Consider the following 26,566-nt stretch of genomic DNA (forward strand, 5'->3'; position numbering starts at 1 on the left):
TTGACAATAATACATAAATAACAGTGAGTTCAGGATAGAAGTAAATTGCAAAACTGCCAAGCAAATAATCTATCGCCTCAATACCATGCGTCAGGCAGTTCCACCTTGCGTTTGGCGACAAAGGCTTCCAGCGCTTCTTTGGTGGCCGGGTCGATCGGCGGCGGCACATAGGCCTCTAGCATACCCGTCCAGCGGTCATAAGCGCGACGGCGCATATCTTTTGCCCCGGTTTCTTCCCAGCTTTCGACATTTTCGCTATTGCTGAGTTGGGGTTCGTAAAACGCATCACGATAATTGCGCATCGTATGATCGCACCCCAGAAAATGGCCGCCTGGTGCCACCTCGTCATAGGCATCACGCGCCAGAGCATCGTCAGACACATCAAGGCCTTGCGCCAGAACTTTCTGGTAACTACCAAGCCGGTCAGCATCCATCACCAGCTTTTCAAAACCCGTACATAGCCCACCTTCAAGCCAGCCTGCCGCATGAAGCACGTAATTGGCCCCCGCCAGCATCGTCGAATGCATCGCGTCGGCTGATTCATAGGCCGCCTGCGCATCCTCGATCTTGGATGCGGTCAAAGACCCGCCACATCGCAAAGGCAAGCCTGCCCGCCGCGCCAGCTGGCCAATCACATAATTCGAAATCACCGGTTCGGGCATACCAAAGGTCGGCGCCCCCGATTTCAATGACATGGAGGATAGGAAATTACCCAGCACAAATGGCGCGCCCGGACGGATCAACTGGGCATAGGCACAAGCCATCATCGCTTCGGCCATTGCCTGTGCGGCGCTGGCGGCGGTGGTGACAGGCCCCATCGCACCCGACAGGATAAAGGGCACCACAACAATCCCCTGCCCGCGCCCGCAATAGACACGGATCGCCTGCGTCACGACCTTATCGATCAGCAAGGGCGAGTTGGTGTTTACATTGCCCATGATGACGCAATTATCCGCCATCACATCGCGGCCAAAAACAATTTCGGCCATATCGACGCTGTCCTGGGCACGGCTCATCTCGGTGATCGCGCCCAGATGCGGTTTGTCGCTCAGCGTCATATGCGCCAGCAGCATATCCAGATGCCGTTTGCTGACCGGCACATCGCACGGCTCGCAAGTGACAAAGCCGCCATGATGCAGATGCGGCAACATATAGGTCAGCCGCACCAAATCGTTAAAAGCGGCAATATCGCCATAACGCCGCCCGTTTTCCAGATCGCGGACAAAAGGCGCCCCATAGATCGGGGCAAAGACCTGATTTTTGCCCCCAATGACGACGGAACGTTCGGGATTACGCGCCAGCTGGGTAAATTCACGCGGTGCCTTGCGGCATAGATCACGAATCCAAGCCGCCGAGGCGCGTACGATATTGCCATCCTCGCCGCCAATGGTCGCGCCTTCGCGCCGCCATAGATCTAGCGCTTGCGTGTCGTCAAAAAAGGCGATGCCTTTATCCTCTAGAAGCCAGTCAACCTGCGCTTCAAGGCGCGCGACCTGCTCGGCATCCAGAATGTCATAAAAGGGGATGCAGCGCTTTATATGCGGCGAAGCGGGCGCATGGCTTGGCGCACTTCCCCTGCCCTTGGATGCTGATCCTCTAGCCCTAGATGATCTACGCGCCATAATGTCCCTCAGACCGATATGCCAATGTGTCTATCTGTCTATATGGCTGGATTTTGAAAGATGTTCCGGCTAACGCCAGACCCTGTCACGCCATATATCTATTCATTAAAGGTATGACGCACATGAATGGCAATTAAACCGCGCCCGCTATATTTTGTCGTGCGTTCGACATATGAGGGGGAAATTTTCTCGTTTCAGTGGTGTGACAAATGAGGCCACAATAGCTATTCCAGCAAATCCGTTTGGTTTCTGAAATATATCAAGGAAACCTATCTAGACATAATGTTTTATCAGAAAAAATCACCGTAACTCATTTAGTAAAAGCAGGAAGTCCGATTGCTTGCTCAATAGAATATCTAAATGGGTCAGGCTCTACATTCTCAAATTTTTCATCTAAACGTTCTGCTTCATCCAAGTTGTCCTGTTTTGACTTGTTTTCATGCATTTTCAAAACATCTTCAACTTTTCTAGCAAGTTTTTGTTCCATATCGTCAATCTCCCATTAGATGATTATGCATATAGAAATTTTGTCCTGTTCTATCAATATATCCAGTCAAAGGATCATTATATTCGCGGATAGCACTTTTCAAGTCTTCATTGTCAGAGTAGTCATCAATTATTAATCTCATTTCTTGTAGCTTAATTATGTCAATATTACGACCATGTGTTCTCCATTTCCTATGATTGGCGAGTTCAGTTGCAATTTCCTCCGCTCTTTTTGTTTTTTCCTGCAAAGTTACAGGTTGTCCTTTCTTTGTTTTTTGGTGTTCATTCCAATCTTTAAATTTATATTTAACCAACCATTTTTTCAGCAAATCAATAGATAAATCCCTAGATTGCTCATATAAAGCAAGCATTCCCAAATCTAATCGCCTCAAAAAAACTACATCTGCTGGGGCTAACTCGTTTTTGTCGGTTATTACCTCAACTTTATCTAAATAGCCCATTGCTGGTAAATATTCCCCCGTATCAGGGGATAATACTTGTGGGTCAACAGGTCCAAGACTAGAGGCATAATCCATATAAATTTTATCGCCAGACATACAAAGAATAGTGCTTGCAGACATGGCCACATCAGGCACTACAAAGTAAACATCCTTATAGTGCTTTCTGAGAACTGAAACCATTCTTTCAGCAGCTTCAACTGCCCCACCCGGCGTTCTCAAAAACATAGCTATCGCGTTGGTCTCAATTTCAGAGCGCTTTTTAACTTCCTCAATAAAGTCTCGAAATGTCCTGAAGTAAGCAGGATGTATTTGCCCACTGTAAAACACAACATCGGCTCCCAAGAGTTTTTCAACTCGGCGCGCTCTATCATGTATTAAGTCAATAATTGACCGATCTAATAGATCAGACTCCATTTATTCCCTCATGATTATGCTTTGATTGAAGAAAACCAAGCAACTTCAATGTCAAAGCATAGTACAAAAAGGTTAAAAATAAGTTAGCGGATCAAATTTTAGAGGTGCTTTATTGCGCCACGGCGATATATGTAAAGAGTCTTGAAAATAGTTGTTACGAAGGTTTAAGCAATATGTGGATTATATGTGATCCCACCATCCCCTAAACCATAACCTCCCTAAACCATAACCTTTGGCGTGGCGTCGATCAGGGTCTTTGTATAGCTCTCTTGCGGGTTACGAAACAGCGTTTCCGCTACATTCGCTTCCACCAGACGGCCATGTTTCAGCACGCCAATATGATGCGCCATCACCCGCACCACCGCCATATCATGCGAAATGAACAGATAGGTCAGCCCCAATTCGCGCTGTAGCTCTTTGAGCAGATTTAGCACCTGTGCCTGTACCGACACATCGAGTGCCGAGGTCGGTTCATCGCACACCATGAAAGCCGGATCTGATGCCAGCCCGCGGGCAATCGAAATGCGTTGCCGCTGGCCGCCGGAAAATTCATGCGGATATTTGGCCGCGTCAGACGGTGACAGACCCACCTGATCGAGCAATTCGCGCACGCGCCGGTTCTGGCCCTGTTCATCGCTGATCAAATCAAACGCGCGGATCGGTTCAAGCAGAATGTCATTTACCCGCCAGCGTGGATTGAGTGACGAATAAGGCGACTGGAACACCATCTGCAAAGTCTGCCGCACGGCCTGCAACGAGACCGCATCCTGGCTGGTATTCAGATTATGACCATTGATCGTCACACCGCCTGCATCCGGCCGCATCAAACCCACAACCATGCGGGCTATGGTTGATTTGCCCGAGCCGCTTTCACCAACCAGCGCATAGGTTTTACCGCGTGGAATTTCAAAGCTGACCGCATCAACCGCAACCAGTTCGCGCTTTGGCATACCGGTCAGCTTGCGCACCAGCCATGGATCAGACAGATCAAAGCGTTTGGTCAGATGTTCGCAGACTACCATGGGCGTGGTCATGCGCTGGCTCCTGTGAATAGATGACATGCTATTTGATCTTCAAAGACAGGTATTATAGTGCGGCATCGGGGTTTGCAATCACCGCAACGCGGATGAAACCGGCATCCGTCTGGCAAGGCATCGAGCGACGGCATCGCGCCCGGTATCTGTGGCAAGGTGCTGTCAACGCTGACATGATCCAAAACCGGTGTTGAGGCAATCAGGCCTTTGGTATAGGGATGGCGTGGCTGCTTTATAACATCACTGGTACTGCCAATTTCCATCATCCGGCCAGCATATAGAACCGCGACACGGTCAGTGGTTTGCGAAATGACGCCCATATCATGGGTGATGAGAATAACCGAGGCGCGGCGCTTTTGACATACCGAGCGCAAGAGATCGAGTACCTGTGCCTGAATCGAAACATCAAGCGCGGTGGTGGGCTCATCAGCGATGATCAGATCGGGTTCTGCCGCCAGCGCCAGCGCAATCACCACACGTTGGCGCATACCGCCTGAAAACTCATGCGGATAGGAATGAAACCGGTCAGGGTCGATACCGACTTCGCCTAGGCCAGCAACCGCCTTGTTGCGCGCTTCGGTCGGGCTGAGATCAAGATTATGCTGGATCGTTTCGGTAAGCTGATCGCCAATGGTGCGCAACGGGTTGAGGCTGGTTAGCGGGTCTTGAAAGATCATGCCCACTTCCTTGCCACGCAGATTGGAGCCATAGTCGGCTACCGGTCGGCCTTTCAGCTTGATCTCGCCACTGGCTATATAACCAGGCGGATCAATCAGCCCCATGATCGCGGCACCGGTAACCGATTTACCAGCACCGGATTCACCTACAAAGCCCAGAATCTCGCCCGCCTCCATCGAGACCGACAGATTATCAATGGCTTTCAGCGCTTTACGGCGGGTCTGAAACACGACGTTAAGATCAGTAATTTCAAGTAATGGCGCCATTATTTCAACCTCGGATTCAGGGTGTCTTTCAGCCAATCGCCAAGCAAATTGACCGATAGCGCCAAAGCCAGCAATGTCGCCGCCGGAAATAGCAAAATCCACCATTCACCGGAAAACAGGAAATCCTGACCAATACGGATCAAGGTGCCAAGGCTTGGCTCGGTTGGCGGCGCACCAACACCCAGAAAAGACAATGTGGCCTCGGCAATAATCGCCAAAGCCAGCGTGATCGTCGAAATGACAAAGACCGGCCCCAGCACATTTGGCAGAATATGACGCCACATGATCTGAATGCGGTTCAGGCCGATGATACGCGCCGCCTGCACATATTCCTTTTCCTTTTCAACCAGCGTTGTCGCCCGCACAGTTCGGGCAAATGGCACCCATTCGGACAGGCCGATTGCCAGTATCAGCACAATGACCGCCATTTCATCGCGCAGATCAGGTGGAATAACCCCGCGCATGACGCCAAAAATCAGCATCGCAATCAGGATTGACGGAAAGGTCATCTGGATATCGGCACAGCGCATGATAACATTATCAATCCAGCCACCAACATAGCCTGCTAGTAAGCCAAGGCTGACGCCAATGCCCATCGCCAGCAATACCGACATTAGCCCGACAAACAGCGAAATTCTGAGGCCATAGATAATCGCCGAAAGCAGATCCCGCCCCTGATCATCGGTGCCTAGCAGAAACACCTCGCCGGTAAAGGCATTCGGATCCATCGGCGGGGTAAAGCCGTTCATCAAATTTATCGATGTCGGATCAAAAGGATTACTTGGCGCAACAAATGGCGCCATCACCGCAACGAAAATCAACAGCGCGACAACAACCGATGCAATGATCGTGACAGGCGCACGGCGATAATCAAAGAAAAAGTCACTATCCAGAAAGCGTGAAAGCCGTGATGTTTCTTGGCGAGATGTTTCTTGGCGAGATGTTTTTTGGCGAGATGTTTTTTGGGTTCCGCTCATGATCCACCTCTGTTCAGCGGATCCTGTTTGATGCGCGGATCAATAAGGAAATACAGCATATCGACAATAAAATTAATGATAACAAATAGGGTGCCAACAAGAAGCAGATAGGCCGACATAACCGGCACATCGACAAAATATACAGCATTGATAAACATCAGACCTACCCCCGGCCATTGAAAGACCGTTTCGGTGATGATGGCAAAGGCAACGATCGAACCAATCTGCAGACCCGCTACCGTGGTCACCGGAACAAGTGTGTTTTTCAGCGCATGACGGAACAGGATCATTCTTTCAGTAAGGCCGCGGGCGCGCGCAAATTTAATGAAATCCTGCCGCAGAACCTCAAGCATCTCCGAACGGACAAGCCGCATGATTAATGTCATCTGGTAAAGCCCCAGCGTCACCGCCGGTAGAATGATCGATTTCAGTCCGGATATGGTGAAAAGTCCAGTTTCCCATGCACCGATCATGATGGTATCGCCGCGACCAAATGAAGGCAGCCAGCCAAGCTCGACCGCGAATAGCCAGATCAATAACACCCCGATCAGAAAGGTCGGCAAGGACACGCCAACAAGCGAAGCTGTCATGATAAAATGCGCCGAAAAACCCTGTCGTCGGACGGCGGTATAGACGCCAAGAATGACACCAAAAAACAAAGCAAAGAAAGCCGATACAAAGGCCAGCTCCAAGGTTGCTGGCAAGCGTTCGGCAATCAGTGCCGATACCGGTTCTGCCGTACGATAGGAAATACCAAATTCACCACGCACGGCATTCCAGATAAAGCGCCCATATTGAACGATCACCGGATCATCTAGCCCCATCCGGTCAATCAATTCATTACGGTCTTCAACGGTCGCTTCCTGGCCAAGGATATTGTCAACAGGGTTGCCAACAAAACGAAAGATACAGAACGAAATCAATGCCACAAGCAATAGCACAAAAATCGCCTGATAAAGTCGGCGGAGCAGAATAATCAACATGACGGGAACCGGTACATAAAAGGAGGCGGATTTCCGCCTCCTTTAAATGATCTTAGTTGAAAGACAAATATTTGAAATGCGGCTGGTCTTCTGGCTGCACATCAAATGTGATGCCGTCTTTCATGCCCCAGTTCAACACCTGATTGTGGATCGGAAGATATATCTGGTCTTCCTGAATCTGCGCCCATATTTTACCGATAGTGGCATCACGCACAGCAAGATCAGTTTCAGATTCCAAGCTGACAATCATGTCATTCACCGCGGCATTATCATAGCCGGTGTTGTTCCATGACCCACGCTTGTCGGTGGTGCCATGCACAAGGAAGTTGAAAATGTAATGCGAGTCAAATGTTGGCACACCCCATCCCAGCATATAGAACTCAGTCGTCTTGTTCTGGATAAGCGGGAAATGCTGGGCTTTTGGTTTGGCGTCAAGATTTACCTTGATACCAATCTGGCCAAACATACCAACCGCAGCCAGACAGATTGCTTCGTCATTGATGTAGCGGTCATTCGGGCAATTCAATGTGACCGAAAACCCATCGGCATATCCAGCATCAGCCAATAGCTTTTTTGCTGCAGCTACATCATGAGCCGGAATCTTGTCAAGCGCGGCTGTCCAGCCATTGACGAAAGGTGGCATGATAACATTTGTCGGTGATGATTGGTCACGCATGACGACTTGCTTGATCGCATCACGATTGATCGCGATGTTCATGGCGCGGCGCACACGCACATCGGCAAACGGGTTCTTGCCTTCGACATTATCTGTCTTCAGATCAGCAAGGCCACTATTCATGCCAAAGAAGATCACGCGGTTTTGCGCCGCTGTCACAACTTTCAGACCTGACTGGCTACCAACACGCTTTAGATCCTGTACCGGTACGTCCTGAATGAAATCGACTTCACCTGATAGCAATGCAGCAACACGGGTCGCCGCCGACTGGATAGGTGTAAAGATGATCTCGCTAACCTCTAGCGGGAATGTACCTTTACCCCAGTAATTCGGATTGGCTTTCAACACGGTCTTCTGGTCAGGCGTACGGCTTGTCAGAACAAACGCGCCCGTTCCATTGGTGTTCTGAGACGCAAATGTGGTTTCGCCAGCTGCCACATCCTGTGGGGTAGATGCACCATTCGCTTCGGTCCAGCCACTATCCATCATGAACAGATTGGTCAGGTTATTGATCAGCAGCGGGTTTGCCCCATTGGTTTCCATATCAATCGTATGATCGTCAATCTTTCGGACATCCTTGACGCTGGTCAGCAGTTCTTTCATGGCCGAAGTTGGCATCATCGCGCGCTTGAAGCTGTAAACAGCATCATCGGCGGTGAAATCAGAACCGTCATGGAATTTTACACCTTTGCGCAGGTTAAAACGCCACACATTCGGATTATCTGCCAGTGCTTTCCAGGATGTAGCAAGACCCTGTGTGATCTGACCAGCCATGTCACGCTGTAAAAGCGGTTCATAAATCTGGTGTGCAAGTGTATGTGTCGGGCCTTCATTCTGGGCATGTGGATCAAGCGTAAGCGAGTCACCAGACCGCGCCCAGCGAAGCGTTTGTGCATTGGCAGCCGAAATCGCCATGCCAGTAATGGCCGCGACAACGATGCCTGTTTTTAGAAATTTCATTGTTATCTCCCAAAGTCTTTGATGCAAATTTTACTCACTACTTTTGCGCTTTGGGGGATGCTTTACAAGCGGTTTATTATTTAGGTCTTATTTTCCGATAGATAGCGTCGTAAAAGTACAGCCTGTAGAGGCCATGCACCCCATAGTGACCCTATATTAGCCCAGTTCAGGTTAGCTGAGTTCTGACATATCTTGGAAATAACCAGTCTTGAAAATGACCAGTCTTGGAAAAGACCAGTCTTGGAAATGACCAGTCTTGGAAATGACCAGTCTTGGAAATGACCAGTGAAAGCGATATTGTGCCTCACCATATGAACAAGACGCTGTCATAGATGAAGGAAGTGCCGTAATGCCACGTTTAAAAATGAACCCCATCAATGCGTGAGTTGTACCAGCTGTGGCCAGCGGCGCTGACCCACGAACAGATCGATAGCATCACCACTGCCGCCCTGTGCCAGCCCGCCCGCGATGCGACCATCTTTTCGACTGCCGAATCCATGCAAGATATGCGAAGCAGCACAATCCGCTGGATGCCAGACCAATGGGTGCAAGATCTGCTGTGGGACTATGTCCAGCAGGCCAATGCCAAGGCCTTTGACGTTGATGTGCAGAATGATGCCGAGATACAATTCACCGAATATCATGCCGCCAAGGCTGGGCATTATGACTGGCACCATGATGTGCAATGGAACGGATCAAGCCAGTCAGACAGGAAACTGTCGATTACGGTTCAACTTAGTGACCCGTCAGAATATGAAGGCGGCCTATTTGAGTTTGATGACGTCAAAACCAATGCCGATTTTGCATCCAAAGGCACTATTCTGATTTTCCCGTCTTATCTTCGACACCGAATTTGCCCCGTTACCATGGGGACAAGACGGTCATTGGTCGCCTGGTTTAAGGGCCCCCGATGGCGATAGATGGCGATAGTCTGGCAATAGACACCCCTAATCATCGCCCTCGTCATTCTGGTATCGATATTGATTTGCTGGCCGGTAACGCACAACCAGACAGCCAAGCGCAATAATCAGAATGGCACCTGCTTCATAAACCAGCGTGATCGGTTCCATTTCCTTGCCCTGAAGGATAATCAAACGCGCAAGTGCAGTCATCGCAATGAACAATGGCAAGGTGATTGGAATGCGGTTGCTGGCAAAGAAAATCCCGATCATGCCCAATACCTCTGTATAGATAAACAGAAGCAGCAAATCGGCAAGATTAACTTTACCTGCTTGGAAGATGATGTTTATTTCCTGAAACGTGGCAATGACCGTCAGGATGGCGATCAAGGTCAACAGACCTTTTTCAATATACTTGATTCCAATTGATATCTTCTTTTCAAACATAAGTACCACCTTTGAAACTTTTTGAAATTGATATGTCCTGCGGTCAGATGTGTCTAGCGCGCACAAACTGTTCCCTATGGTTGATGACTCTAACGCCAAGGTCAACCCTCAGATCAAGTTGCATCTTGATAAGTGATCATCGATCACGTCCCGCCCAGACCAGGCGCGCGTTACCGATTTTCATAACCGTGCGCCAGAATACCGCTTGCCTTGGTACAAAGAGATTTTATGATAAAGCATATAAGATAGTATTTACTTTATGAGTGGGAATGGTTCATGACAACCGAGACAACACGCTATCATGGGCTTGATCTATTACGCGCGGTGGCGATGCTGTTGGGGATCGTTTTTCACGCGCCTATTATCTATTACATTCCCGAAATGGCTGACGGATTCAGGGAATTCGGCATTTCGACCGATATGATCCCTAAGATGGAATTATGGCTGCAAATTCTGACACAATGGACACATAACTGGCGGATGCCAGTGTTTTTCATGATCTCGGGTTTTTTTGCTTTGATGGTGTTTGAGCGCCGCGGGCCTGGCTATCTGTTCAAAGACAGGTTTGTGCGGCTTGGATTAACGATGATTATATTTGCCAGCCTGATGGATATGCTAGATGGTCACTTCGCGGGTCAATTGAATCATTTCTGGTTCCTTTACTATCTTATCATCATAACCTTTCTGGCCTCGATTATCTGGGCTATGATGCGGCCAGCATCTGAAGGCGTAGCCGCATGGCGTGTTAGCAATGGTCTATTTACAGCTCTGTTATTAGCGCTGATTCCTGTGCGGATGCTCTGTGACCAGTTAGATGGTGGTGCAATCCGCATTGCCGAAACCTATATCGATATCAAATTTGGTGGCTTGATCTATTTTGCCCGCTGCTTTCTGGTGGGTGCCGCGCTCTATATCCGGCGTGATCTGCTGGCACCGCTAAGCCGCCGGTCTAACCTGATGATAGTCGGGCTATTCGCGGTTGGCGCCTTTATACTGACATTCCAATATGTCGATGGTTTTTTCGGACATCGGCGATCCCCCGATATCAGCCTCACTGATACGCTTCTGGGGTCGGTCTTTGCCGCCAGTAGCGCTGTGCTGTGGTGTATGTTCATGCTAGGCGCAAGTCACGCGCTGGTTACACATAGCACCGCCCTGATCCGGTGGCTGGTTGAGCTATCATATCCAGTTTATATACTGCATCTGGTGCCCGCCATGCTGGTCAGCGCGATCCTGATCGGTCAGGGTTTTAGCCAGCTAATGGTCGTATCGGGCACTATCATCGCAACCTTTGTTATCAGCATGATCGGCTATTATGTCTTGATCAAATTCACACCGCTGAGCTGGATCATAAATGGGTACCGTAAATCCTGGCTGAAACTGCCTTTTGGCCAGCACACTAGATAGCGTTCAATCATGTAAAGTTGCTGACTTTGATGACTATTTGCTGATCGTTACAGCCAGTCACCCGTCATAGGCTCTAGAGAGCGACATAATTTTCCAACTGGTTAACACCTCGGCGCATATGGCTTTCAATTTCTTTGCGCATCAATTCAAAATCATCACACATAGCTAGCGTTAGATAGTTTTCGTGCGCGTCCTCTATGGGGCCTGTCCGGCCATGCGCACGTTGATGAAGCGCAAGATAGAGTTGTAGGCGACCCGCCACACGTTGCCAGCTTTCCAAAAGCAATTTATGACCACAACGCTCATATACAAGCGAATGAAGCCCTACCTCGGCCTCGCTTGACGCCACATGATCATCTATCTTGAGCGTGTCCATCAACCGCGAATGGCGGGATTCCAGTTCTTCGGCAAAAGCGTGATCGCGCTTGTCCCAAATTTCCTGAAATGCAAGGGTTTCGAGTGCCGTTCTAAGAGAATAAATCTCGCGTACATCCATCACAGATAACTTAATGACGCGGGTTCCCGTAAAGGGCACTGAATGAATGAGACCTTCGGTTGCCAATTGCGCCATAGCCTCGCGCAATGGACCACGACTCACCCCAAACCTAGATGCCAGCTGGGTTTCGGTGATTTGCGAACCGCCTTCGATCTCACCACTTAAAATTGCGCGCTTGAGATTGGAGACAATCTGATCACCAAAAGTTTCCCGCCGAACTGGCAAAAGCATGTCTGCATCTTTTTTAACTATACCATGCATAAGCTATGTATCCTGTTCACGTTGCATCAACCAGTCATGATAAGCCGCGCTTACAGACGCTGTAACTGGCCCTGGAGCGCCTACCCCAATCACCCTACCATCCATTTTAACAACCGGGGTCACGCCGCCAAGTGTACCTGTAACAAACATCTCATCAGCGGAATAACATTCAGCAAGTGTAAAGTCTTTTTCCTTCGCTGTCTCACCTTGCGCTTGCCAGCTATCAATGACAGCGCGTTGTGTCAGACCCTTAAATGAAAACTGACCGGTCGATGTCCATATTTCCCGACCACGTACAATAAATAAATTGGTAGAATTGCAACTGGCGACAAAGCCACGCGGGTCAAGCATAACAGCTTCATCGGCACCCGCATTAATCGCCTGAATCAAAGCCTGAATCAAATTAAGCCGGCTATGCGAATTCAGCCGTAAATCGAACACATCAGGGCCACTGGTTCGAAACGTAGAGGTGAATAGTATCAGACCCTTTTGCTTTGATTCTGGGCGCGGCGTCTTGAACTCGGCCACAATGATCAGCGTTGCTTTGCCAATGACAAATCTTGGATCCTGATTAGGGGTGCTTTTCAGCCCCCGTGAAATCATAAGACGGATATGAACGCCATCATGCATATCATTGGCTTTTAGCGTTTCATTTAAAGCCTGTTTCAATTCTTCACGACTACGCCCGATATCGAGCGCAATTGATGTCGCCCCTTCAAACAACCGGTCAAGATGCGCCTCAAGCTGCAAAATACGCCCATTCTTCAGGCGTAGCCCCTCCCATATGCCATCGCCCAACACAAAGCCGCTGTCAAAGACCGATATGCTGGCCTCATGTCTGGGGACAAGGTCCCCATTAACATAGACAAGCACGTTTTCATTTCGCGGATCAGGAAGATAACCTTGGGCACTGGATTGATTAGACATGATGGGCCTTGTCAAAATTGAAAACGTTGGTGATCGGCTAAAAACTGCTGGGTTAGGTGGCCTTTCGGGTTTTTCAGCACCTCATCAGGTGTTCCGGTTTCATAGATGCCTCCATCTGCCAGAAATACGATACGATTGGCTACATGATAGGCAAACCCAATTTCATGGGTAACAAGAAGCATCGTTCTACCCTCATTCGCCAACTGTTCGATAACACCCAGAACTTCGCCAACCAGATTAGGGTCAAGCGCTGATGTTGGTTCGTCAAAAAGCAAAATTTCCGGACTCATCGCCAAGGCGCGTGCGATTGCAACACGCTGCTTCTGACCTCCAGATAGATGTGATGGATAGGCGTCTGCCTTATCCTCCAGACCAACGCGCCGTAGCTCACCTATGGCCAAGGCTTTTGCTTCTGGCTTGCTCATCCCACGAACCGTCACAAGACCTTCACTCACATTGCCAACAACAGTCATATGTGGAAATAAATTAAATTGTTGAAAAACCATGCCGACGCGCTGGCGTAACGCGCATAGATCCTTTTCTTTATATGCTTGTCCATTGGCCTGACCCGTTGCCAAGCTAATATTGCCAAATTCAATCAAGCCCTGATCAGGTTTTTCCAGCGCATTTATGCAACGCAGAAGCGTGCTTTTTCCAGACCCGGAAGCACCTATTATTGCGATACGGTCTCCTGCCTCAACTTGCAGATCAATCCCAGAAAAGACTCTGTTTTCGCTGAATGATTTTCCAAGACCGGACAGTTTGAGTAATGGTTGCGTCATACCTAGTCACTCCTCGAAAGATGACGCTCGACAGCGTAGGTTACACGAACCAAAGGATACAATATTATCATAAACAGCGCGGCCACAACAGTGTAGACCTCAAGGGGGTTGAAGTTGAGCGATGCAATCAACTTACCTTGCTGAAGCATTTCGACATATGCCACAACCGAAGCCAATGTTGACATCTTGAAAATTTCTATCCCCCTGTTGGTAAGTGCGGGCACGATGCGCCGGATAGCTTGAGGTAAGACAATTCTGCGTAGAACTTGTAATCCGTTCATGCCGATGGCTTTTGCCGCCTCCCACTGGCCTGGTTCAATCGACTGAATACCGCCACGGTAAATTTCTGCCGAATATGCCGCCGAATTCAATGAAATGCCTAAAATAGCGGCAATAAAGGGACTGATCTCAACAGGTGCGAGGATTGGCAAGGCATAATAGAACCACAATATCTGTACAAGCACGGGCGTATTGCGAAAAAACTCGACAAAGGCTGTTGATGCCCAACGCACAGCTTTGGTTCGTGACCGCCGTCCAAGCGCTACAAATAAGCCAAGACTCATACCCAAGATCAGACAGACTATGAAAAGCCGAAGCGTGCCACCAAGCCCCACTGCCAAAGCCCACCAATTGTCAAAAACACTCTGAAAATTCCAATAATATGTCATAGTGAAAATTCCCCCGAACGGGTAAGGCGCCGTTCGAAGCGTGAAGCTAGGAAGCTGAAAATAGAAATGGTCACAAAGTAAATCAGCGCCACCACTGTAAAGACTTCAAGTGGGCGGAATGTTTTCTGCGCGAGTTCATTGGCCTGAAACAACAGATCAGCGTATGACACAGTCGCCACAAGCGTTGTGGTTTTCATCAATTCGATCGAACGTTCCATCATCGAGGGGAACATGCGTTTGACAGCCTGCGGCAGAATGATGCGGCGCATAGCCTGATTATATCTCATGCCAATTGCTTTGGCGGCTTCCCATTGACCATGTTCAATCGATACGATTCCAGCGCGAAATATTTCAGCAAAAAACGCACCACTTTGAATGGTGAATGTAAGTGCAGCGGCAAGAAAGGGTGTCATCTCTACCGCCAGTACAATAGGCAAGCCAAAGAAGAACCAGAATAACTGAACCAGAGGCGGCGTGGTGCGAAACACCTCAATAATTACATCTGCGGGAAACCTTACCCAACGGCGGGATGACAAACGCGCGAATGCCAAGACAAGACCGACCACAAGCCCCCCTGACAAGGCCGTCGCCGTCAACACCAAGGTGTTACGGAAACCGGCAAGTAAAAAACCAGTTTCCGTTAATACAGGTATAAAGTCCCATTCATACATAGAATTTAAACAGGGCTACAGAAGTTCTTTGACGATGGCGGGAGCCGCTTTTGGATCCAACCCGAAACCACTTAGAAAATCTTCATACCAAGTCTGAATTTGTCGTGACTCATACCAACTCTTCAATTGGCCATCGACAAAATTTACAAATTCGGTATCGCCCTTACGAACCGCGGCACTGGTTGGATTCGACTTTGTCGGTGTTGGCACAATAATCTTGCCGCGACCCAAACGTTTGCGCGCGGCAATCAATGGCGGATGGAACAAGCAGACAGCGTCAACGCGGCCTGACTGGAAAGCGGCAATAGCTTCGGTATTGCCCGGATAACGCTGAATATCTGCATTACCAGTATTTTCGGTCAGAAATGCATCCATGCTGGTGGCCTGAGGCACGGAAATCTTGATGCCTGCCTTATTTAGATCCTGCCAGCTTGACACGTCCAGATCTTCTCTTGCCATAACGGCAAGTGAATAGAACAACAATGGTGATACCGGAAAGTCAGCCGCTTCCTTTCGTTTTGCCGTGGCATCCAACACAAACATAATATCGATCTTGTTACTCTGCAACGCGGCAACAGCCGTGCCCCAGGTAACCTCGACAGGCTCAAACTCAACACCAAGCGCGGCCGCCATGGCCATACCTGCTGAGACACCAACTCCAGATGTCCATTTGCCAGTGGCTGGATCTTTCGAATACCAAGGCGGTGCCTGCGTAACCCCTACTCTTAAAGAGCCGCGTGATTTGATTGACGACATTGATCCTGCAGCGAATGCTGGCATTACTCCTGATAATCCAATTGTTGCAACAGTTGCACTGGCAACCATTGTAAATGATCGACGGTTGAGCTTCATGAGTTGTCTCCTTTCCCCCTGATTATTTCGTTTCGAACTTAATGATCTAGCTAATCATAGGTATTTGATGATTGTCAACAATCATCAAATAAGAAATTCTAATGTCAATGAGCAGTATGAAGTATTTGCGGCGCATCAATACCGGACGCAGCATATCAATATAGCATCGGCAAAACCCCAGATGTAATTCAAAACCCTAGCGCATCAGCAAATCGATATTGCCACCTGACGCGGTCATATCACGGCAGATATGCTTTTCCTGTTGCAGCCATACATGGCCGCCCTGATCGGTGATGAAAGGGATCACCCGCTGGCTAGAACGATGCAGCGCCTTGCGCAATGCCGCCAGATCGACATGATGATCGACATGCGTTATCACCACGTCGAAATTGTCATGATCCGGTATCGCCGTAACTTCCTGCACGCTATTGCCATGGTCACGTGCGATCTGTGATAGGCGGCCACGGGTTTGTGCATCCGGATGACAGACAAGCACCGTACCATGGCGCGGCATGATGCTATAGCTATTACGCTCACCTGACGGCCCCGGCAGTAGCACCGGAGACAACATTGCATCACCACTATGGCTCGTTTCCGGCATCGTCATGAAAGCCCGCAGATAGGCACCCCCACCAGCCTTTGGCCCGGTTCCTGATAACCCATGTCCGCCGAAAGGCTGTGCGCCAACAACGGCTCCAATCTGATTACGGTTTATATAGACATTACCGACATTGATCATGTCGCTGACAGCTTTGATATTGGCGTCAATGCGGCTGTGCATGGCAAAGGTTAACCCGTAACCAGATTTGTTTATCGCCTCAACGACATTGGCCTCGTCGCCAGCCTTATAGGTGGCGACATGCAGAACCGGACCAAAAATTTCGCTTTCCAGACTCTCGATACCGGCAAGCTTGATAATCGATGGCGCGCAAAAACACCCCAAAGTAGGCGCTGTGCCTTGCCAGACCAGACGACCATCATGCCGTGCCGCGGCCACATGCTGATCGATCCGCGTTTTGGCATCCTGATCAATGATCGGGCCAATGTCGGTGTCCATATCGGCAGCATCACCAACCTTTAGCATCGCCGCCGCCGCGCTGATCATGCTGATTAAATCAGCGGCAATATCGTCCTGAATATAAAGTATCCGCAACGCAGAACATCGTTGTCCTGCCGAGCGAAAAGCCGAGGTCAAAATATCATCAACCGCGCGTTCAAGTAGAGCTGAAGCATCAACAATCATTGCGTTGAGTCCGCCTGTCTCGGCAATAAGCGGCGCATGTGGCTTGCCAGACTGGGCGATAGCCCCCTCGATAATCTTGGCGGTCGCGGTTGAACCGGTAAAGACCACCATATCGGCCTGTCCCGCCTTGGTCAGCATGTCCCCAACCGCACCGCCACCGCATAACAGGTGCAAGGCATCGTCTGGCACCCCGGCTTTATACATCAGCGAGATGGCCAAGGCCGCAATCCGCGGGGTTTGTGCGGCCGGTTTTGCCAACACCGCATTACCAGCCGCCAAGGCCGCCACGACCTGTCCGGTAAAAATAGCCAGTGGGAAATTCCAAGGCGAAATAGCAACAACCGTACCCCGCGCCCGGGAATTGGCACCTAACTGCCGCGTCTGCACAGCATAATAGCGACAGAAATCAACCGCCTCACGCACTTCACCTACGGCATCATCAATGGTTTTGCCCGCTTCATGCACAAGCAGATGATAAAGCCTGTCTGCTGCCTGTTCATAATGGTCAGCAATATGATCAACTATGTCAGCGCGCTGTGGTGCTGACAAATGTTGCCATGACGCATTATCCGCCTGATCAAATGCGATAGCAACATCTTCACGGCTTGCTTGATCTGGTCGGGAGGGCATATCAGGTGACGCAATAGCTTTGGCAAAGCCACGCACAGACTCGACATCTTCTTCATCAAATCCACGACTGTTTTGGCGCCATGGTGCAAACATCTGCACGCCCGTTGCCAGTAAAGCCTTAGCGTTATCGATCTTGGTATAGGGATCAGTTACTAAATCCTCGATACCAACCTGAACATCCGCCAGCTTGTTCATAAAGGAAGAACTCGCGCCATTCTCCAGAATCCGGCGAACAAGATAGGCAAGCAAATCTTGATGACAGCCCACCGGCGCATATACACGAAGCGGTGCCGAGGTAATCTTGCTGAGCTCATTATGTACCGCATCACCCATGCCGTGAAGCTTTTGTAACTCATAGGAAGCTGGCTTGATGCTATGAGCCAGATGGGTTACCGCCGCCAGCGTATAGGCATTATGGCTGGCAAATTGTGGCAGGAAATGCTGCGACGCTGTCATCAGGCGTTTAGCATGTGCCAGATAGGCCAGATCGGTGTGATTCTTTGACGTATAGACAGGGAAATCAGCGAGCCCCTTTTCCTGGGCAATCTTGATTTCCGTATCCCAATAGGCGCCTTTGACCAACCTTACAGGTATGCGGACAGCATGACGTTGTGCCTGTTGTTCCAGCCAATCGATCACGGCGCCAGCATGGCGGGCATAGGCCTGAACCACAATGCCTATACCAGACCAGCCACGTAATTGCGGATGCGCCAACAGGCGTTCATAAACATATAGGCTGGGTTTCAGCCTGCTATATTCTTCAGCATCGATGGTCAGTGGGATATTATGCTGACGCGCCGCTAGTGCCAATTGCACCACCCTATCGATTAGCGCATTACAGCTGGCTGACCAGTAACGAGTCTGCAACCGGCACGATAGCGCAGACAACTTGACCGACACACCGCTATTGTGATTGACATCATCTGCCTTGGCTTTGGCACCAGCACAGGCAATAGCATGCGCATAAGCGGCAAAATAGCGATCGCAATCATCTGCCGAGCGCGCAGCTTCACCCAGCATGTCGAAGGAGTATAGTTTATCACCATCATTAAGATGCGTAACAGCCGCTTCGATGGTTTCAGCAAAAACAAACTGTCCACCCATCTGCCGCATGGCGGTTTCAATCGCGCGGCGCACAGCCGGAACACCCAGCTTTGACACCATGGCTTTGAGCCCCTTGTCACGTTGTCCGCGGACAATACCACTGGCCAGTTCTAGTGCCGTCTCCAGACCCCGAACAAAGCCGGTGGCATCTGCATCAAGCCAATGTCCCGAAGCCAGCTTGTCAAAAATCAGAAAGTCACGCGTTGCGGCATCGGGAACACGAAGCAGAGCTTCGGCCATTTCCATGATCATGCGTCCCTCGGCGGTAGATAATTTATACACAGCCATTATCTTTTCTGCCGAAAACAGGCTGCCAGCATCGCGCGCCACAGCGACAATCTGTCGGGCCTGTTCGAGCACAGTATCGCGGCTTGCGTTGTCCAGAACCGGATTTCGACAAAAGCCAGACACAAGCGCATCCTCATCGGGTACCGGCGCCACTGCCGGAAAGACGCCCGCGCCCCATGATACATCGTCTGATACAGAATGTACGCCGTGCATATCTATCCCTTATAGCTTTGGTTTATCTCCTATCTTACCAAGAAGAGTGTTTTTCTTTATCCTGTATTTATGTATAATACAGTTTATTATTCTTATTTTTATGTATTTATTTTTTTAATATTCTTTATTTTAACAAAATACAGGATAAATTACCGTGGATCTGATTGACCGTAAAATTCTCGACAAGCTTGCCATCGACAGCAAAACAACGTTGAAAGCCTTATCCGATGAAGTGGGCCTATCTCCATCGCCATTACAGGCACGGATCAAAAAACTCGAAAAGGAAGGCTTTATCCGTGGCTATGTTGCGCAGTTGGATTTTGCCAAGATCGATCAGGATCATGTCGCCTTTATCCAGGTCACGTTATCCGACACGCGCGCCGAAGCGCTGGCGGCCTTCAATGGCGCCGTCCGGCAACTCAAAACCGTCGAACAATGCCATATGATTGCTGGTAATTTTGATTATCTGTTGAAAGTCCGCACCCGCGATATCCGTAGCTATCGCATCGAATTGGCCGAAAAGATTTCATCTCTGCCGCATGTCGCGTCAACATCAACCTTTGTATCGATGGAGACGGTCTGCGAGTAACGACTGGCGAGGGTGGCCAGGATGTTAATTCTGTTCCACATAAAGCTGGATCGCGGATTCAACGCCATTTTCATAGATATGTTTCAGCCATTTCGCAAAGGCATCCGCAAAGCGTGCATGCTGACCAAGGTCACCATATATCTGTTGCATTTCAAGCCAGACTGATGGGCTTTGCCGCGCCGCCGCCGCCGTAGCGGTGAGCATATCCCATATCGGGTCATTAGCCTCTATCTGGCTACCATCTTCACGCATGCCTTCACACATGCGTGCCCATAAGGCTTCGACAAGCGCCAGCCCTTCGATCGGGTGCCCTGATGCCAAGCCATCACGAATTGTCGGCAGGATAAAACCGACATGACGCGCCGAGCCGTCAAAGGCAACGCGCCGCACTGTATCAATAATGGCATCATTAGCGAACCGCCTATCGATCAGATCCAGATATTCGATTACCGGACTACCAGGCAAAGGATCGACATGGGGGATTATCTCGTCGGTGAGCACCTTCCTGAACAACGCATGAATAAAAGGCTGCATCATCGCATCAGAGATATTTTCAACGCCTAGAATCTCGGCCGCATTGGCCAGCACCTGATGACCAGCATTCAGAACACGTATTTTCCGGGCCTCATACTGATGCACATGATCTGAAAATTCCGCACCCACAAGGCTCCAGTCAGGGCGACCCGCACAAAATGTATCTTCAATAACCCATTGCCGGAAATTTTCATGCGTCACTGGCACATCATCATCTATGCCAAAAGCGCGTACACGTTGAAGTTCGGCAGGGCCTGTCGCCGGCACAATGCAATCGACCATCGAGTTTGGAAAAGAACAATGGCGGTCAATCCAGTCGGCAAGATCCGCATCGCTAAGTCGCGCCAGACCAACAACGGCCTGTCTAAATATCGTGCCATTCGCCTGTAGGTTATCACAGCTCAAACCCGTGAAAGGACCAACGCCACTGTCACGCCGCAGACGCAGTGCGGCAACTATAGCGCCAAACGCCGTGCGGGGACGATCTGGATTTTCGGCGTCATAGATAATGTCAGGATGCGTAAGATCCAATCCCTGATTAGCTGGATCAAGGTAATAACCACCTTCGGTTATTGTTGTTGTTACGATCCTTATTCGGGGATCAGCCATGGCCTGAATAAGCGACTTATTATCGGCATCAACAGGCAAAAAGTCCAGCATCGCCCCCGTGACCTCAGTGGCCTGCGCGCCTAATGGGTCAAGCTCAATCAATGTAGTCAGGCAATCTTGCCCCAACAGCTTTTCACGCATAACCGCATCATGTTCACGCACACCAGCCCCAATGATCGCCCAATCCAAAGCCTGGCCTTGCTGCATGAGGCGATGAACATACCATGCAAGATGGGCGCGGTGAAAATTACCAACACCTATATGCACGATACCTGGCGTCATCTTGGTACGGTCATAATGCGGGCGCACGACATGCGATGGCAACGCATCTAGGGTATTGTTATTCAGGCTCGTCACACTGGTTTTACGGGAAGAAAGATCCATTAACTCATCCATTGTCCACCATCTACATTATAGGTTTGCGCCACAATGTAGTCAGCTTCATTACTTGCTAGAAAGATTGCCATGCCAGCCAGATCCGCGGGACGCCCCATTCTGCCAAAGGGCACAGCGGCGCCAACTTCCTGCTTCTTCTGGCCTGGCTGTTTGTTCTCATATTTTGCAAAAAAGGCGTCAACACCATCCCAATGTTCTCCATCGACCACACCTGGTGAGATCGCATTCACATTGATTCCATGCTCAATCAGATTCATGCCAGCAGATTGCGTCAATGAGATTATCGCGGCCTTAGTCGCACAATAGACCGCAACCAGCGGCTCGCCACGCCGTCCTGCCTGGCTGGCCATATTGATAATTTTCCCGCCCTTTCCGCGTGCAATCATATGCCGGGCAACAGCTTGCATTGTAAAAAGTGTCCCAGCAACATTGATATCAAATACCTGCTGGTAATCATCACGCGTGATGTCGGTAATTGGGGCCGCGGTGAAAATTGCCGCATTATTGATAAGAATATCAATACCGTCAAATGCCGTTACAGCCATCTTCACACCAGCGTCAATACTCGCCTGATCGGTCACATCCATCTCGATAGCAATCACCTGATCACCAAGACGCTTTGCGGCTTCATGAGCGCGCGCGCTATTGATGTCAGCTATGGCAACCCGCGCACCTTCATTGACATAGGCCTCAGCAAAATGAAGCCCAATCCCCCGCGCCGCGCCCGTAATCAGCGCTGATTTTCCAGCCAGCCGCTTCATGTCACCCGCAACCCCTGTTCGTCAAATCTATGCAGATGCGTGAAGTCGGGTGAAAGGTAAACCTTGGCACCATAGGACAGTTGCAACTCACCACTGGCACGTACCGTCAACATTTCCGAAAAAGCCGGGCATTGCACATGAACGAATGTATCAGACCCCAAATGTTCAGTTACACCAACAACGCCTTCCCAATCACCTGACGTGGATGAAATGGCGACATGCTCAGGCCGAATCCCGATGGTATGCGCCTTATGTTTCAAAGCCTCTTTACCACCAAGAAGATTCATCTTGGGCGACCCAATAAAGCCAGCAACGAATGTATTGCATGGAGAATGATATAGCTCTAACGGGCTTCCCACCTGTTCGATCACGCCAGCCTGCAACACCACAATCTTGTCAGCCATGGTCATCGCCTCAACCTGATCATGCGTCACATAGATCATCGTGGTCGCCAGCCGTTTATGAAGCTCGCTTATCTCAAGCCGCATCCCAACCCGAAGCGCGGCATCAAGATTCGATAAAGGTTCATCAAACAGGAATGCTGTTGGTTCGCGCACAATGGCACGGCCAATGGCAACACGCTGACGCTGGCCGCCTGATAATTGGCCAGGACGGCGATCAAGATAATCGGTAAGGTTCAGTACTTTTGCCGCATCTTCGACCCGGCGCGCCTGTTCGGCCTTGTCCATACCAGCCATGCGCAGGGGAAAGCTAATATTCTTGCGCACAGACATATGCGGATAAAGCGCATAGGACTGAAAGACCATGGCCAGACCACGCTTGGATGGCGGGTTTATCGTTGCATCCTGACCGTTAATCAGTATCTGACCCGCTGTCACATCTTCAAGCCCAGCAATCAAACGCAAAAGTGTGGATTTACCACAGCCAGACGGACCGACAAATACGACGAACTCGCCTTCATCAATCTGCAAATCGAGCGGCGGAATAACTTCGACATTACCAAAATGTTTTGAAACCTGTTTGAGTTGTATCTGTTTCATATCTGTTTCCTATTTTACCGCCCCAAAGGTCAGGCCGCGCACAAGCTGTTTCTGGCTAAACCAGCCCATGATCAAGATTGGTGCGATGGCCATAACCGAGGCCGCACTTAGCTTTGCATAAAAAAGTCCCTCTGGACTCGAATAGCTGGCTATGAAGGCCGTTAGCGGTGCCGCTTTGGCGGCAGTTAGATTCAAGGTCCAGAACGCCTCATTCCAGGCCAGAATGATGTTCAATAGCATTGTCGAGGCAATGCCGGGTATGGCCATTGGCGTGAGAACATAAAGCAGTTCTGAGCGTAAAGTTGCCCCATCCATTCGCGCCGCCTCAAGTATCTCATTTGGGATTTCTTTGAAGTAGGTATAGAGCATCCAGATGATTATCGGCAGGTTGATCAGCATCAGAATAACGACCAGACCAATACGGCTATCAAGAATACCAAACTCAATGAACAATAGATAAATCGGGTATAGAACACCAACTGCTGGCAACATTTTTGTCGATAGCATCCACATCAGAATACCGCGCGTCCGACGTGAGGGTACAAAGGCCATAGACCAGGCGGCGGGCACAGCAACAAGAATACCAACAAGCGTTGAACCAACAGCGATAATCACTGAATTGTTGAAATGCTTTAAATAGTCAGATCGCACCTGCACCACAGCATAGCTTTCAAGCGTCCATGCCGAGGTTAGCACTTCGATGGGTGTTCTGATTGCATCACCTTCGGTCTTGAAGGACAGAACAATAATCCAGAGAATAGGAAAGAAAATCAGAATACCAATGGTCCATGCGATAATGGTCGTGATCAGTTTTCGATTAGTGGTGACGGTGCGGGCCATGTTTATCTCCTCACCTGTCCAGGTTCTTGCCAACGATGCGCATCAAGAAGATGGCAACAATATTGGCTAAAATAATGGCATAAACACCACCTGCCGAACCAAGCCCGACATTCTGGCTTTCAAGAACCCGCTGAAAAATCAGATAGGTCAGTGTTTTGGTGCCAAAGGCACCTGCAGTTGTAACGAAAATTTCAGCAAAAATGGATAAAAGAAAAATTGTCTTAATCAACACCACGACGGTGATGGCACGCGAAAGATGCGGCAAGGTTAGAAAACAGAACCGGTTAAACGGTCCCGCGCCATCCATTTCTGCAGCCTCGCGTTGCTCTGAATCGAGAGATTGAACAGCCGTTAATAATATCAATGTCGCAAAGGGCAACCATTGCCAGCTGATGATCATAATGAGCGAGGGTAATGATGCCTGGCTGAGCCATTGTATCGGTTCAGCGCCAAAGGCCCGCCAGAGATGGGCAAAAAAACCATTCACCGGATCCATAAACATATTCTTCCAGACAAGCCCCGATACCGTCGGCATCACGAAAAATGGCGCGATCACAAGAATTCGAACAATGCCCTGACCCCACATAGGCTGATCGAGAAGCAAGGCCAATAAAATGCCAAGGGTGATTGTTATGATCAGAACCCAACCAACAATGATCAAGGTCGTTGCCACAGCCGGCCAGAACGAGCTGGAAGACACAAAACGCACATAATTGTCGAAGCCAACCCAGCCTAGATCACCGCCACGTAAAGGCAGATATTTCTTGAATGAGAAATACAGCGTCATAACCAGGGGAACAAGCATCCAGCCCAAAAGCAATATCGTCGCTGGCGCTATCATCAATCTGGCAGCTGATCGAGAATGTTGGGTAGCCAAGGTGCGCCTCCTAATTTGATGGGATCACTTCCCCGGGCGAGGTGTAAATGGCACCATAATCAAAGTAGGTGCGCAAGGGGCGACATGCACCGCCCCTTGCAGATATAAGCCTAGCGGTAGCCAGCAGCTTCCATTGCGTCATTGGTCAAAGCCTGCGCTTTGGCCAATGCCTCAGCAACACTCTGCTGACCAGCATAGGCCGCGGAGAATTCCTGACTGACTTCAGTTGCAATGCCCGCAAATTCAGGAATAGCCGCAAACTGAATGCCAACATAAGGGCTCGGATCGACGGTCGAGTTATTCGGATCGGCCGACAGGATTGAGTCCAATGTCATCTTGGCAAACGGAACATCCATGTAGTTTGCATTCTTATATAGTGATGTCCGCGCGCCTGGAGGTACATTTGCCCAGCCTTCTTTTGACGCAACCAACTCAATGTAACCGTTTGAGGTGGCCCATTCGATGAACTGCTTTGCAGCATCAACCTTTTGCGTGCCAGCCGGAATGGCCAACGCCCATGCCCACAACCAGTTAGAGCGAACGCCCATACCATTGTCAGGTGCCAACGCGAAGCCAACTTTGTCAGCTACGGTTGAATCCTTTGGGTTGGTCACGAAAGATGCCGCAACAGTGGCGTCAATCCACATGCCACATTTGCCTTGCTGGAACAAAGACAGGTTCTCGTTAAAGCCATTTGTGGCAAAGCCTGCAGGACCTGAATCATTCATCATGTTGACGTAGAAGTTCAATGTGTCTGACCATTCACGTGTATCAAACTGAGCATTCCAGTTTTCATCAAACCAGCGTGCGCCAAATGAATTTGACATTGCTGTGATGAAAGCACCGCCCTCACCCCAACCGGCCTTACCACGAAGGCAAATGCCGTTGATGCCGTTGTCACGATCTGTCATTTCACGTGCCGCTTTGGCGATGAACGACCATGACGGTGCTTTTGGCATTGTCAGACCGGCTTTTTCCATCAGATCGGTACGGTACATGATCATTGAGCTTTCACCATAGAATGGTGCCGCATAAAGTGTGCCATCATAGCTCAAGCCACCAGCCATGGCAGGCAGGATATCACCAGCGTTATATTCAGCACTTAGATCATCAAGAGGAACCAACCAACCACTCTTGCCCCAAATTGGGGTTTCATACATGCCGATAGTCATGATGTCGAACGCACCACCCTTGGTGGTGATGTCAGTTGTTACGCGCTGACGTAGCACGTTTTCTTCCAAAGTCACCCACTCAACAGAGTGACCTGTCTTAGCTGTAAAATCATCAGTAAGGCCCTGCATACGAATCATGTCACCATTGTTCACTGTTGCAATGGTAAGTGTATCTGCATACGCAACGCCTGACGCCATAAGCGATGCCGCCGCTGCCGTACAAATTAGTTGTTTCAATCGCATTGTCTTCCTCCTAGGTATATTACTCACCAAAAGTGAACACTATAATATTTGCCCGCGTCAATATAAATTTAACGCGCGTAAATAAATGTTTTTTCTGTT

25 protein-coding genes are annotated in these 26,566 nt (G+C 49.6%); 3 read left to right on the forward strand and 22 right to left on the reverse strand.

Features of this window, described 5'->3' with window-relative positions:
• Nucleotides 1-77: 77 nt before the first annotated feature.
• From SAR116_RS04825 to SAR116_RS04855, 8 genes are all read right to left on the reverse strand, one after another.
• A complete protein-coding gene (locus SAR116_RS04825; RefSeq protein ID WP_013045817.1) occupies nt 78-1,622 on the reverse strand; it encodes a trimethylamine methyltransferase family protein in 1,545 nt (514 codons plus the stop codon).
• Between the two features lie 310 nt (nt 1,623-1,932).
• Nucleotides 1,933-2,109 carry a hypothetical protein gene (locus tag SAR116_RS13695; RefSeq protein WP_013045818.1) on the reverse strand — a complete coding sequence of 59 codons (177 nt, stop codon included), beginning with the start codon at nt 2,107-2,109 and terminating at the stop codon, nt 1,933-1,935.
• Nucleotides 2,110-2,113: 4 nt separating this feature from the next.
• Nucleotides 2,114-2,983: an SDH family Clp fold serine proteinase gene (locus SAR116_RS04830; RefSeq protein WP_013045819.1), complete on the reverse strand. Its 870-nt coding sequence runs from the start codon at nt 2,981-2,983 to the stop codon at nt 2,114-2,116.
• Between the two features lie 218 nt (nt 2,984-3,201).
• Nucleotides 3,202-4,017: an ATP-binding cassette domain-containing protein gene (locus SAR116_RS04835; RefSeq protein ID WP_013045820.1), complete on the reverse strand. Its 816-nt coding sequence runs from the start codon at nt 4,015-4,017 to the stop codon at nt 3,202-3,204.
• On the reverse strand, nt 4,014-4,961 hold the full coding sequence (locus SAR116_RS04840; RefSeq protein WP_013045821.1) for an ABC transporter ATP-binding protein: 948 nt from the start codon (nt 4,959-4,961) through the stop codon (nt 4,014-4,016). Before SAR116_RS04840 ends, SAR116_RS04835 begins: the two co-directional genes overlap by 4 nt.
• The gene (locus SAR116_RS04845) at nt 4,961-5,938 is read right to left on the reverse strand and encodes an ABC transporter permease (RefSeq protein ID WP_013045822.1); all 978 of its coding nucleotides are present in this window, start codon (nt 5,936-5,938) and stop codon (nt 4,961-4,963) included. The genes SAR116_RS04840 and SAR116_RS04845 overlap by 1 nt, the downstream gene beginning before the upstream one ends.
• Nucleotides 5,935-6,921, reverse strand: coding sequence for an ABC transporter permease (locus SAR116_RS04850; RefSeq protein WP_013045823.1), 987 nt, complete (start codon nt 6,919-6,921; stop codon nt 5,935-5,937). Before SAR116_RS04850 ends, SAR116_RS04845 begins: the two co-directional genes overlap by 4 nt.
• Before the next feature lie 52 nt (nt 6,922-6,973).
• Nucleotides 6,974-8,557, reverse strand: coding sequence for an ABC transporter substrate-binding protein (locus SAR116_RS04855; protein ID WP_013045824.1), 1,584 nt, complete (start codon nt 8,555-8,557; stop codon nt 6,974-6,976).
• Between the two features lie 377 nt (nt 8,558-8,934).
• Between SAR116_RS04855 and SAR116_RS04860 the strand changes: the two genes are divergently transcribed.
• Complete coding sequence (locus SAR116_RS04860; protein WP_013045826.1) at nt 8,935-9,477, forward strand: 2OG-Fe(II) oxygenase; 543 nt, start codon at nt 8,935-8,937, stop codon at nt 9,475-9,477.
• A gap of 27 nt (nt 9,478-9,504) precedes the next feature.
• Here SAR116_RS04860 and SAR116_RS04865 read toward each other — a convergent pair whose 3' ends face one another.
• Nucleotides 9,505-9,903: a phosphate-starvation-inducible protein PsiE gene (locus SAR116_RS04865; RefSeq protein ID WP_013045827.1), complete on the reverse strand. Its 399-nt coding sequence runs from the start codon at nt 9,901-9,903 to the stop codon at nt 9,505-9,507.
• A gap of 276 nt (nt 9,904-10,179) precedes the next feature.
• Between SAR116_RS04865 and SAR116_RS04870 the strand changes: the two genes are divergently transcribed.
• Nucleotides 10,180-11,310 (forward strand): acyltransferase family protein, encoded by a 1,131-nt coding sequence (locus tag SAR116_RS04870; protein ID WP_013045828.1) that lies wholly within the window; start codon nt 10,180-10,182, stop codon nt 11,308-11,310.
• A 73-nt stretch (nt 11,311-11,383) separates the two neighbouring features.
• On the opposite strand, the gene SAR116_RS04875 is transcribed toward SAR116_RS04870, so the two are convergent.
• From SAR116_RS04875 to SAR116_RS04905, 7 genes are all read right to left on the reverse strand, one after another.
• Nucleotides 11,384-12,067 carry a GntR family transcriptional regulator gene (locus SAR116_RS04875; RefSeq protein WP_013045829.1) on the reverse strand — a complete coding sequence of 228 codons (684 nt, stop codon included), beginning with the start codon at nt 12,065-12,067 and terminating at the stop codon, nt 11,384-11,386.
• 3 nt (nt 12,068-12,070) lie between these two features.
• Nucleotides 12,071-12,994, reverse strand: coding sequence for an aminotransferase class IV (locus SAR116_RS04880; RefSeq protein WP_013045830.1), 924 nt, complete (start codon nt 12,992-12,994; stop codon nt 12,071-12,073).
• 11 nt (nt 12,995-13,005) lie between these two features.
• Nucleotides 13,006-13,776 carry an amino acid ABC transporter ATP-binding protein gene (locus tag SAR116_RS04885; RefSeq protein WP_013045831.1) on the reverse strand — a complete coding sequence of 257 codons (771 nt, stop codon included), beginning with the start codon at nt 13,774-13,776 and terminating at the stop codon, nt 13,006-13,008.
• Nucleotides 13,777-13,778: 2 nt separating this feature from the next.
• On the reverse strand, nt 13,779-14,444 hold the full coding sequence (locus SAR116_RS04890; RefSeq protein WP_013045832.1) for an amino acid ABC transporter permease: 666 nt from the start codon (nt 14,442-14,444) through the stop codon (nt 13,779-13,781).
• Nucleotides 14,441-15,115 (reverse strand): amino acid ABC transporter permease, encoded by a 675-nt coding sequence (locus SAR116_RS04895; protein WP_013045833.1) that lies wholly within the window; start codon nt 15,113-15,115, stop codon nt 14,441-14,443. Before SAR116_RS04895 ends, SAR116_RS04890 begins: the two co-directional genes overlap by 4 nt.
• A 15-nt stretch (nt 15,116-15,130) precedes the next feature.
• Nucleotides 15,131-15,967 carry a transporter substrate-binding domain-containing protein gene (locus tag SAR116_RS04900; protein ID WP_013045834.1) on the reverse strand — a complete coding sequence of 279 codons (837 nt, stop codon included), beginning with the start codon at nt 15,965-15,967 and terminating at the stop codon, nt 15,131-15,133.
• 196 nt (nt 15,968-16,163) lie between these two features.
• Nucleotides 16,164-19,445 (reverse strand): L-glutamate gamma-semialdehyde dehydrogenase, encoded by a 3,282-nt coding sequence (locus SAR116_RS04905; RefSeq protein ID WP_013045835.1) that lies wholly within the window; start codon nt 19,443-19,445, stop codon nt 16,164-16,166.
• A gap of 154 nt (nt 19,446-19,599) precedes the next feature.
• Between SAR116_RS04905 and SAR116_RS04910 the strand changes: the two genes are divergently transcribed.
• Nucleotides 19,600-20,034, forward strand: a complete 435-nt coding sequence (locus SAR116_RS04910; protein ID WP_013045836.1) for an Lrp/AsnC family transcriptional regulator — start codon at nt 19,600-19,602, stop codon at nt 20,032-20,034.
• A gap of 24 nt (nt 20,035-20,058) precedes the next feature.
• Here SAR116_RS04910 and SAR116_RS04915 read toward each other — a convergent pair whose 3' ends face one another.
• The 6 genes from SAR116_RS04915 to SAR116_RS04940 form a co-directional block, all read right to left on the reverse strand.
• On the reverse strand, nt 20,059-21,573 hold the full coding sequence (locus SAR116_RS04915; RefSeq protein ID WP_013045837.1) for a mannitol dehydrogenase family protein: 1,515 nt from the start codon (nt 21,571-21,573) through the stop codon (nt 20,059-20,061).
• Nucleotides 21,561-22,334, reverse strand: coding sequence for an L-iditol 2-dehydrogenase (locus SAR116_RS04920; protein ID WP_013045838.1), 774 nt, complete (start codon nt 22,332-22,334; stop codon nt 21,561-21,563). The genes SAR116_RS04915 and SAR116_RS04920 overlap by 13 nt, the downstream gene beginning before the upstream one ends.
• On the reverse strand, nt 22,331-23,335 hold the full coding sequence (locus SAR116_RS04925) for an ABC transporter ATP-binding protein (RefSeq protein ID WP_013045839.1): 1,005 nt from the start codon (nt 23,333-23,335) through the stop codon (nt 22,331-22,333). Before SAR116_RS04925 ends, SAR116_RS04920 begins: the two co-directional genes overlap by 4 nt.
• A gap of 9 nt (nt 23,336-23,344) precedes the next feature.
• Entirely contained in the window at nt 23,345-24,175 is an 831-nt protein-coding gene (locus SAR116_RS04930; RefSeq protein ID WP_013045840.1) for a carbohydrate ABC transporter permease, read from the reverse strand.
• A 10-nt stretch (nt 24,176-24,185) separates the two neighbouring features.
• On the reverse strand, nt 24,186-25,052 hold the full coding sequence (locus SAR116_RS04935; protein WP_041860769.1) for a carbohydrate ABC transporter permease: 867 nt from the start codon (nt 25,050-25,052) through the stop codon (nt 24,186-24,188).
• 110 nt (nt 25,053-25,162) lie between these two features.
• Nucleotides 25,163-26,467 (reverse strand): ABC transporter substrate-binding protein, encoded by a 1,305-nt coding sequence (locus SAR116_RS04940; protein ID WP_013045842.1) that lies wholly within the window; start codon nt 26,465-26,467, stop codon nt 25,163-25,165.
• Nucleotides 26,468-26,566 lie beyond the last annotated feature (99 nt).

The organism is Candidatus Puniceispirillum marinum IMCC1322 (assembly GCF_000024465.1).
GTDB classification, from domain to species: Bacteria; Pseudomonadota; Alphaproteobacteria; order Puniceispirillales; family Puniceispirillaceae; genus Puniceispirillum; species Puniceispirillum marinum.

Bases quoted from the DNA above. Each gene is read 5' to 3' on its own strand.
- SAR116_RS04825 (WP_013045817.1), bottom strand. From the start codon at position 1,622: ATGGCGCGTAGATCATCTAGGGCTAGAGGATCAGCATCCAAGGGCAGG.
- SAR116_RS13695 (WP_013045818.1), bottom strand. From the start codon at position 2,109: ATGGAACAAAAACTTGCTAGAAAAGTTGAAGATGTTTTGAAAATGCAT.
- SAR116_RS04830 (WP_013045819.1), bottom strand. From the start codon at position 2,983: ATGGAGTCTGATCTATTAGATCGGTCAATTATTGACTTAATACATGAT.
- SAR116_RS04835 (WP_013045820.1), bottom strand. From the start codon at position 4,017: ATGACCACGCCCATGGTAGTCTGCGAACATCTGACCAAACGCTTTGAT.
- SAR116_RS04840 (WP_013045821.1), bottom strand. From the start codon at position 4,961: ATGGCGCCATTACTTGAAATTACTGATCTTAACGTCGTGTTTCAGACC.
- SAR116_RS04845 (WP_013045822.1), bottom strand. From the start codon at position 5,938: ATGAGCGGAACCCAAAAAACATCTCGCCAAAAAACATCTCGCCAAGAA.
- SAR116_RS04850 (WP_013045823.1), bottom strand. From the start codon at position 6,921: ATGTTGATTATTCTGCTCCGCCGACTTTATCAGGCGATTTTTGTGCTA.
- SAR116_RS04855 (WP_013045824.1), bottom strand. From the start codon at position 8,557: ATGAAATTTCTAAAAACAGGCATCGTTGTCGCGGCCATTACTGGCATG.
- SAR116_RS04860 (WP_013045826.1), top strand. From the start codon at position 8,935: ATGCGTGAGTTGTACCAGCTGTGGCCAGCGGCGCTGACCCACGAACAG.
- SAR116_RS04865 (WP_013045827.1), bottom strand. From the start codon at position 9,903: ATGTTTGAAAAGAAGATATCAATTGGAATCAAGTATATTGAAAAAGGT.
- SAR116_RS04870 (WP_013045828.1), top strand. From the start codon at position 10,180: ATGACAACCGAGACAACACGCTATCATGGGCTTGATCTATTACGCGCG.
- SAR116_RS04875 (WP_013045829.1), bottom strand. From the start codon at position 12,067: ATGCATGGTATAGTTAAAAAAGATGCAGACATGCTTTTGCCAGTTCGG.
- SAR116_RS04880 (WP_013045830.1), bottom strand. From the start codon at position 12,994: ATGTCTAATCAATCCAGTGCCCAAGGTTATCTTCCTGATCCGCGAAAT.
- SAR116_RS04885 (WP_013045831.1), bottom strand. From the start codon at position 13,776: ATGACGCAACCATTACTCAAACTGTCCGGTCTTGGAAAATCATTCAGC.
- SAR116_RS04890 (WP_013045832.1), bottom strand. From the start codon at position 14,444: ATGACATATTATTGGAATTTTCAGAGTGTTTTTGACAATTGGTGGGCT.
- SAR116_RS04895 (WP_013045833.1), bottom strand. From the start codon at position 15,115: ATGTATGAATGGGACTTTATACCTGTATTAACGGAAACTGGTTTTTTA.
- SAR116_RS04900 (WP_013045834.1), bottom strand. From the start codon at position 15,967: ATGAAGCTCAACCGTCGATCATTTACAATGGTTGCCAGTGCAACTGTT.
- SAR116_RS04905 (WP_013045835.1), bottom strand. From the start codon at position 19,445: ATGCACGGCGTACATTCTGTATCAGACGATGTATCATGGGGCGCGGGC.
- SAR116_RS04915 (WP_013045837.1), bottom strand. From the start codon at position 21,573: ATGGATGAGTTAATGGATCTTTCTTCCCGTAAAACCAGTGTGACGAGC.
- SAR116_RS04920 (WP_013045838.1), bottom strand. From the start codon at position 22,334: ATGAAGCGGCTGGCTGGAAAATCAGCGCTGATTACGGGCGCGGCGCGG.
- SAR116_RS04925 (WP_013045839.1), bottom strand. From the start codon at position 23,335: ATGAAACAGATACAACTCAAACAGGTTTCAAAACATTTTGGTAATGTC.
- SAR116_RS04930 (WP_013045840.1), bottom strand. From the start codon at position 24,175: ATGGCCCGCACCGTCACCACTAATCGAAAACTGATCACGACCATTATC.
- SAR116_RS04940 (WP_013045842.1), bottom strand. From the start codon at position 26,467: ATGCGATTGAAACAACTAATTTGTACGGCAGCGGCGGCATCGCTTATG.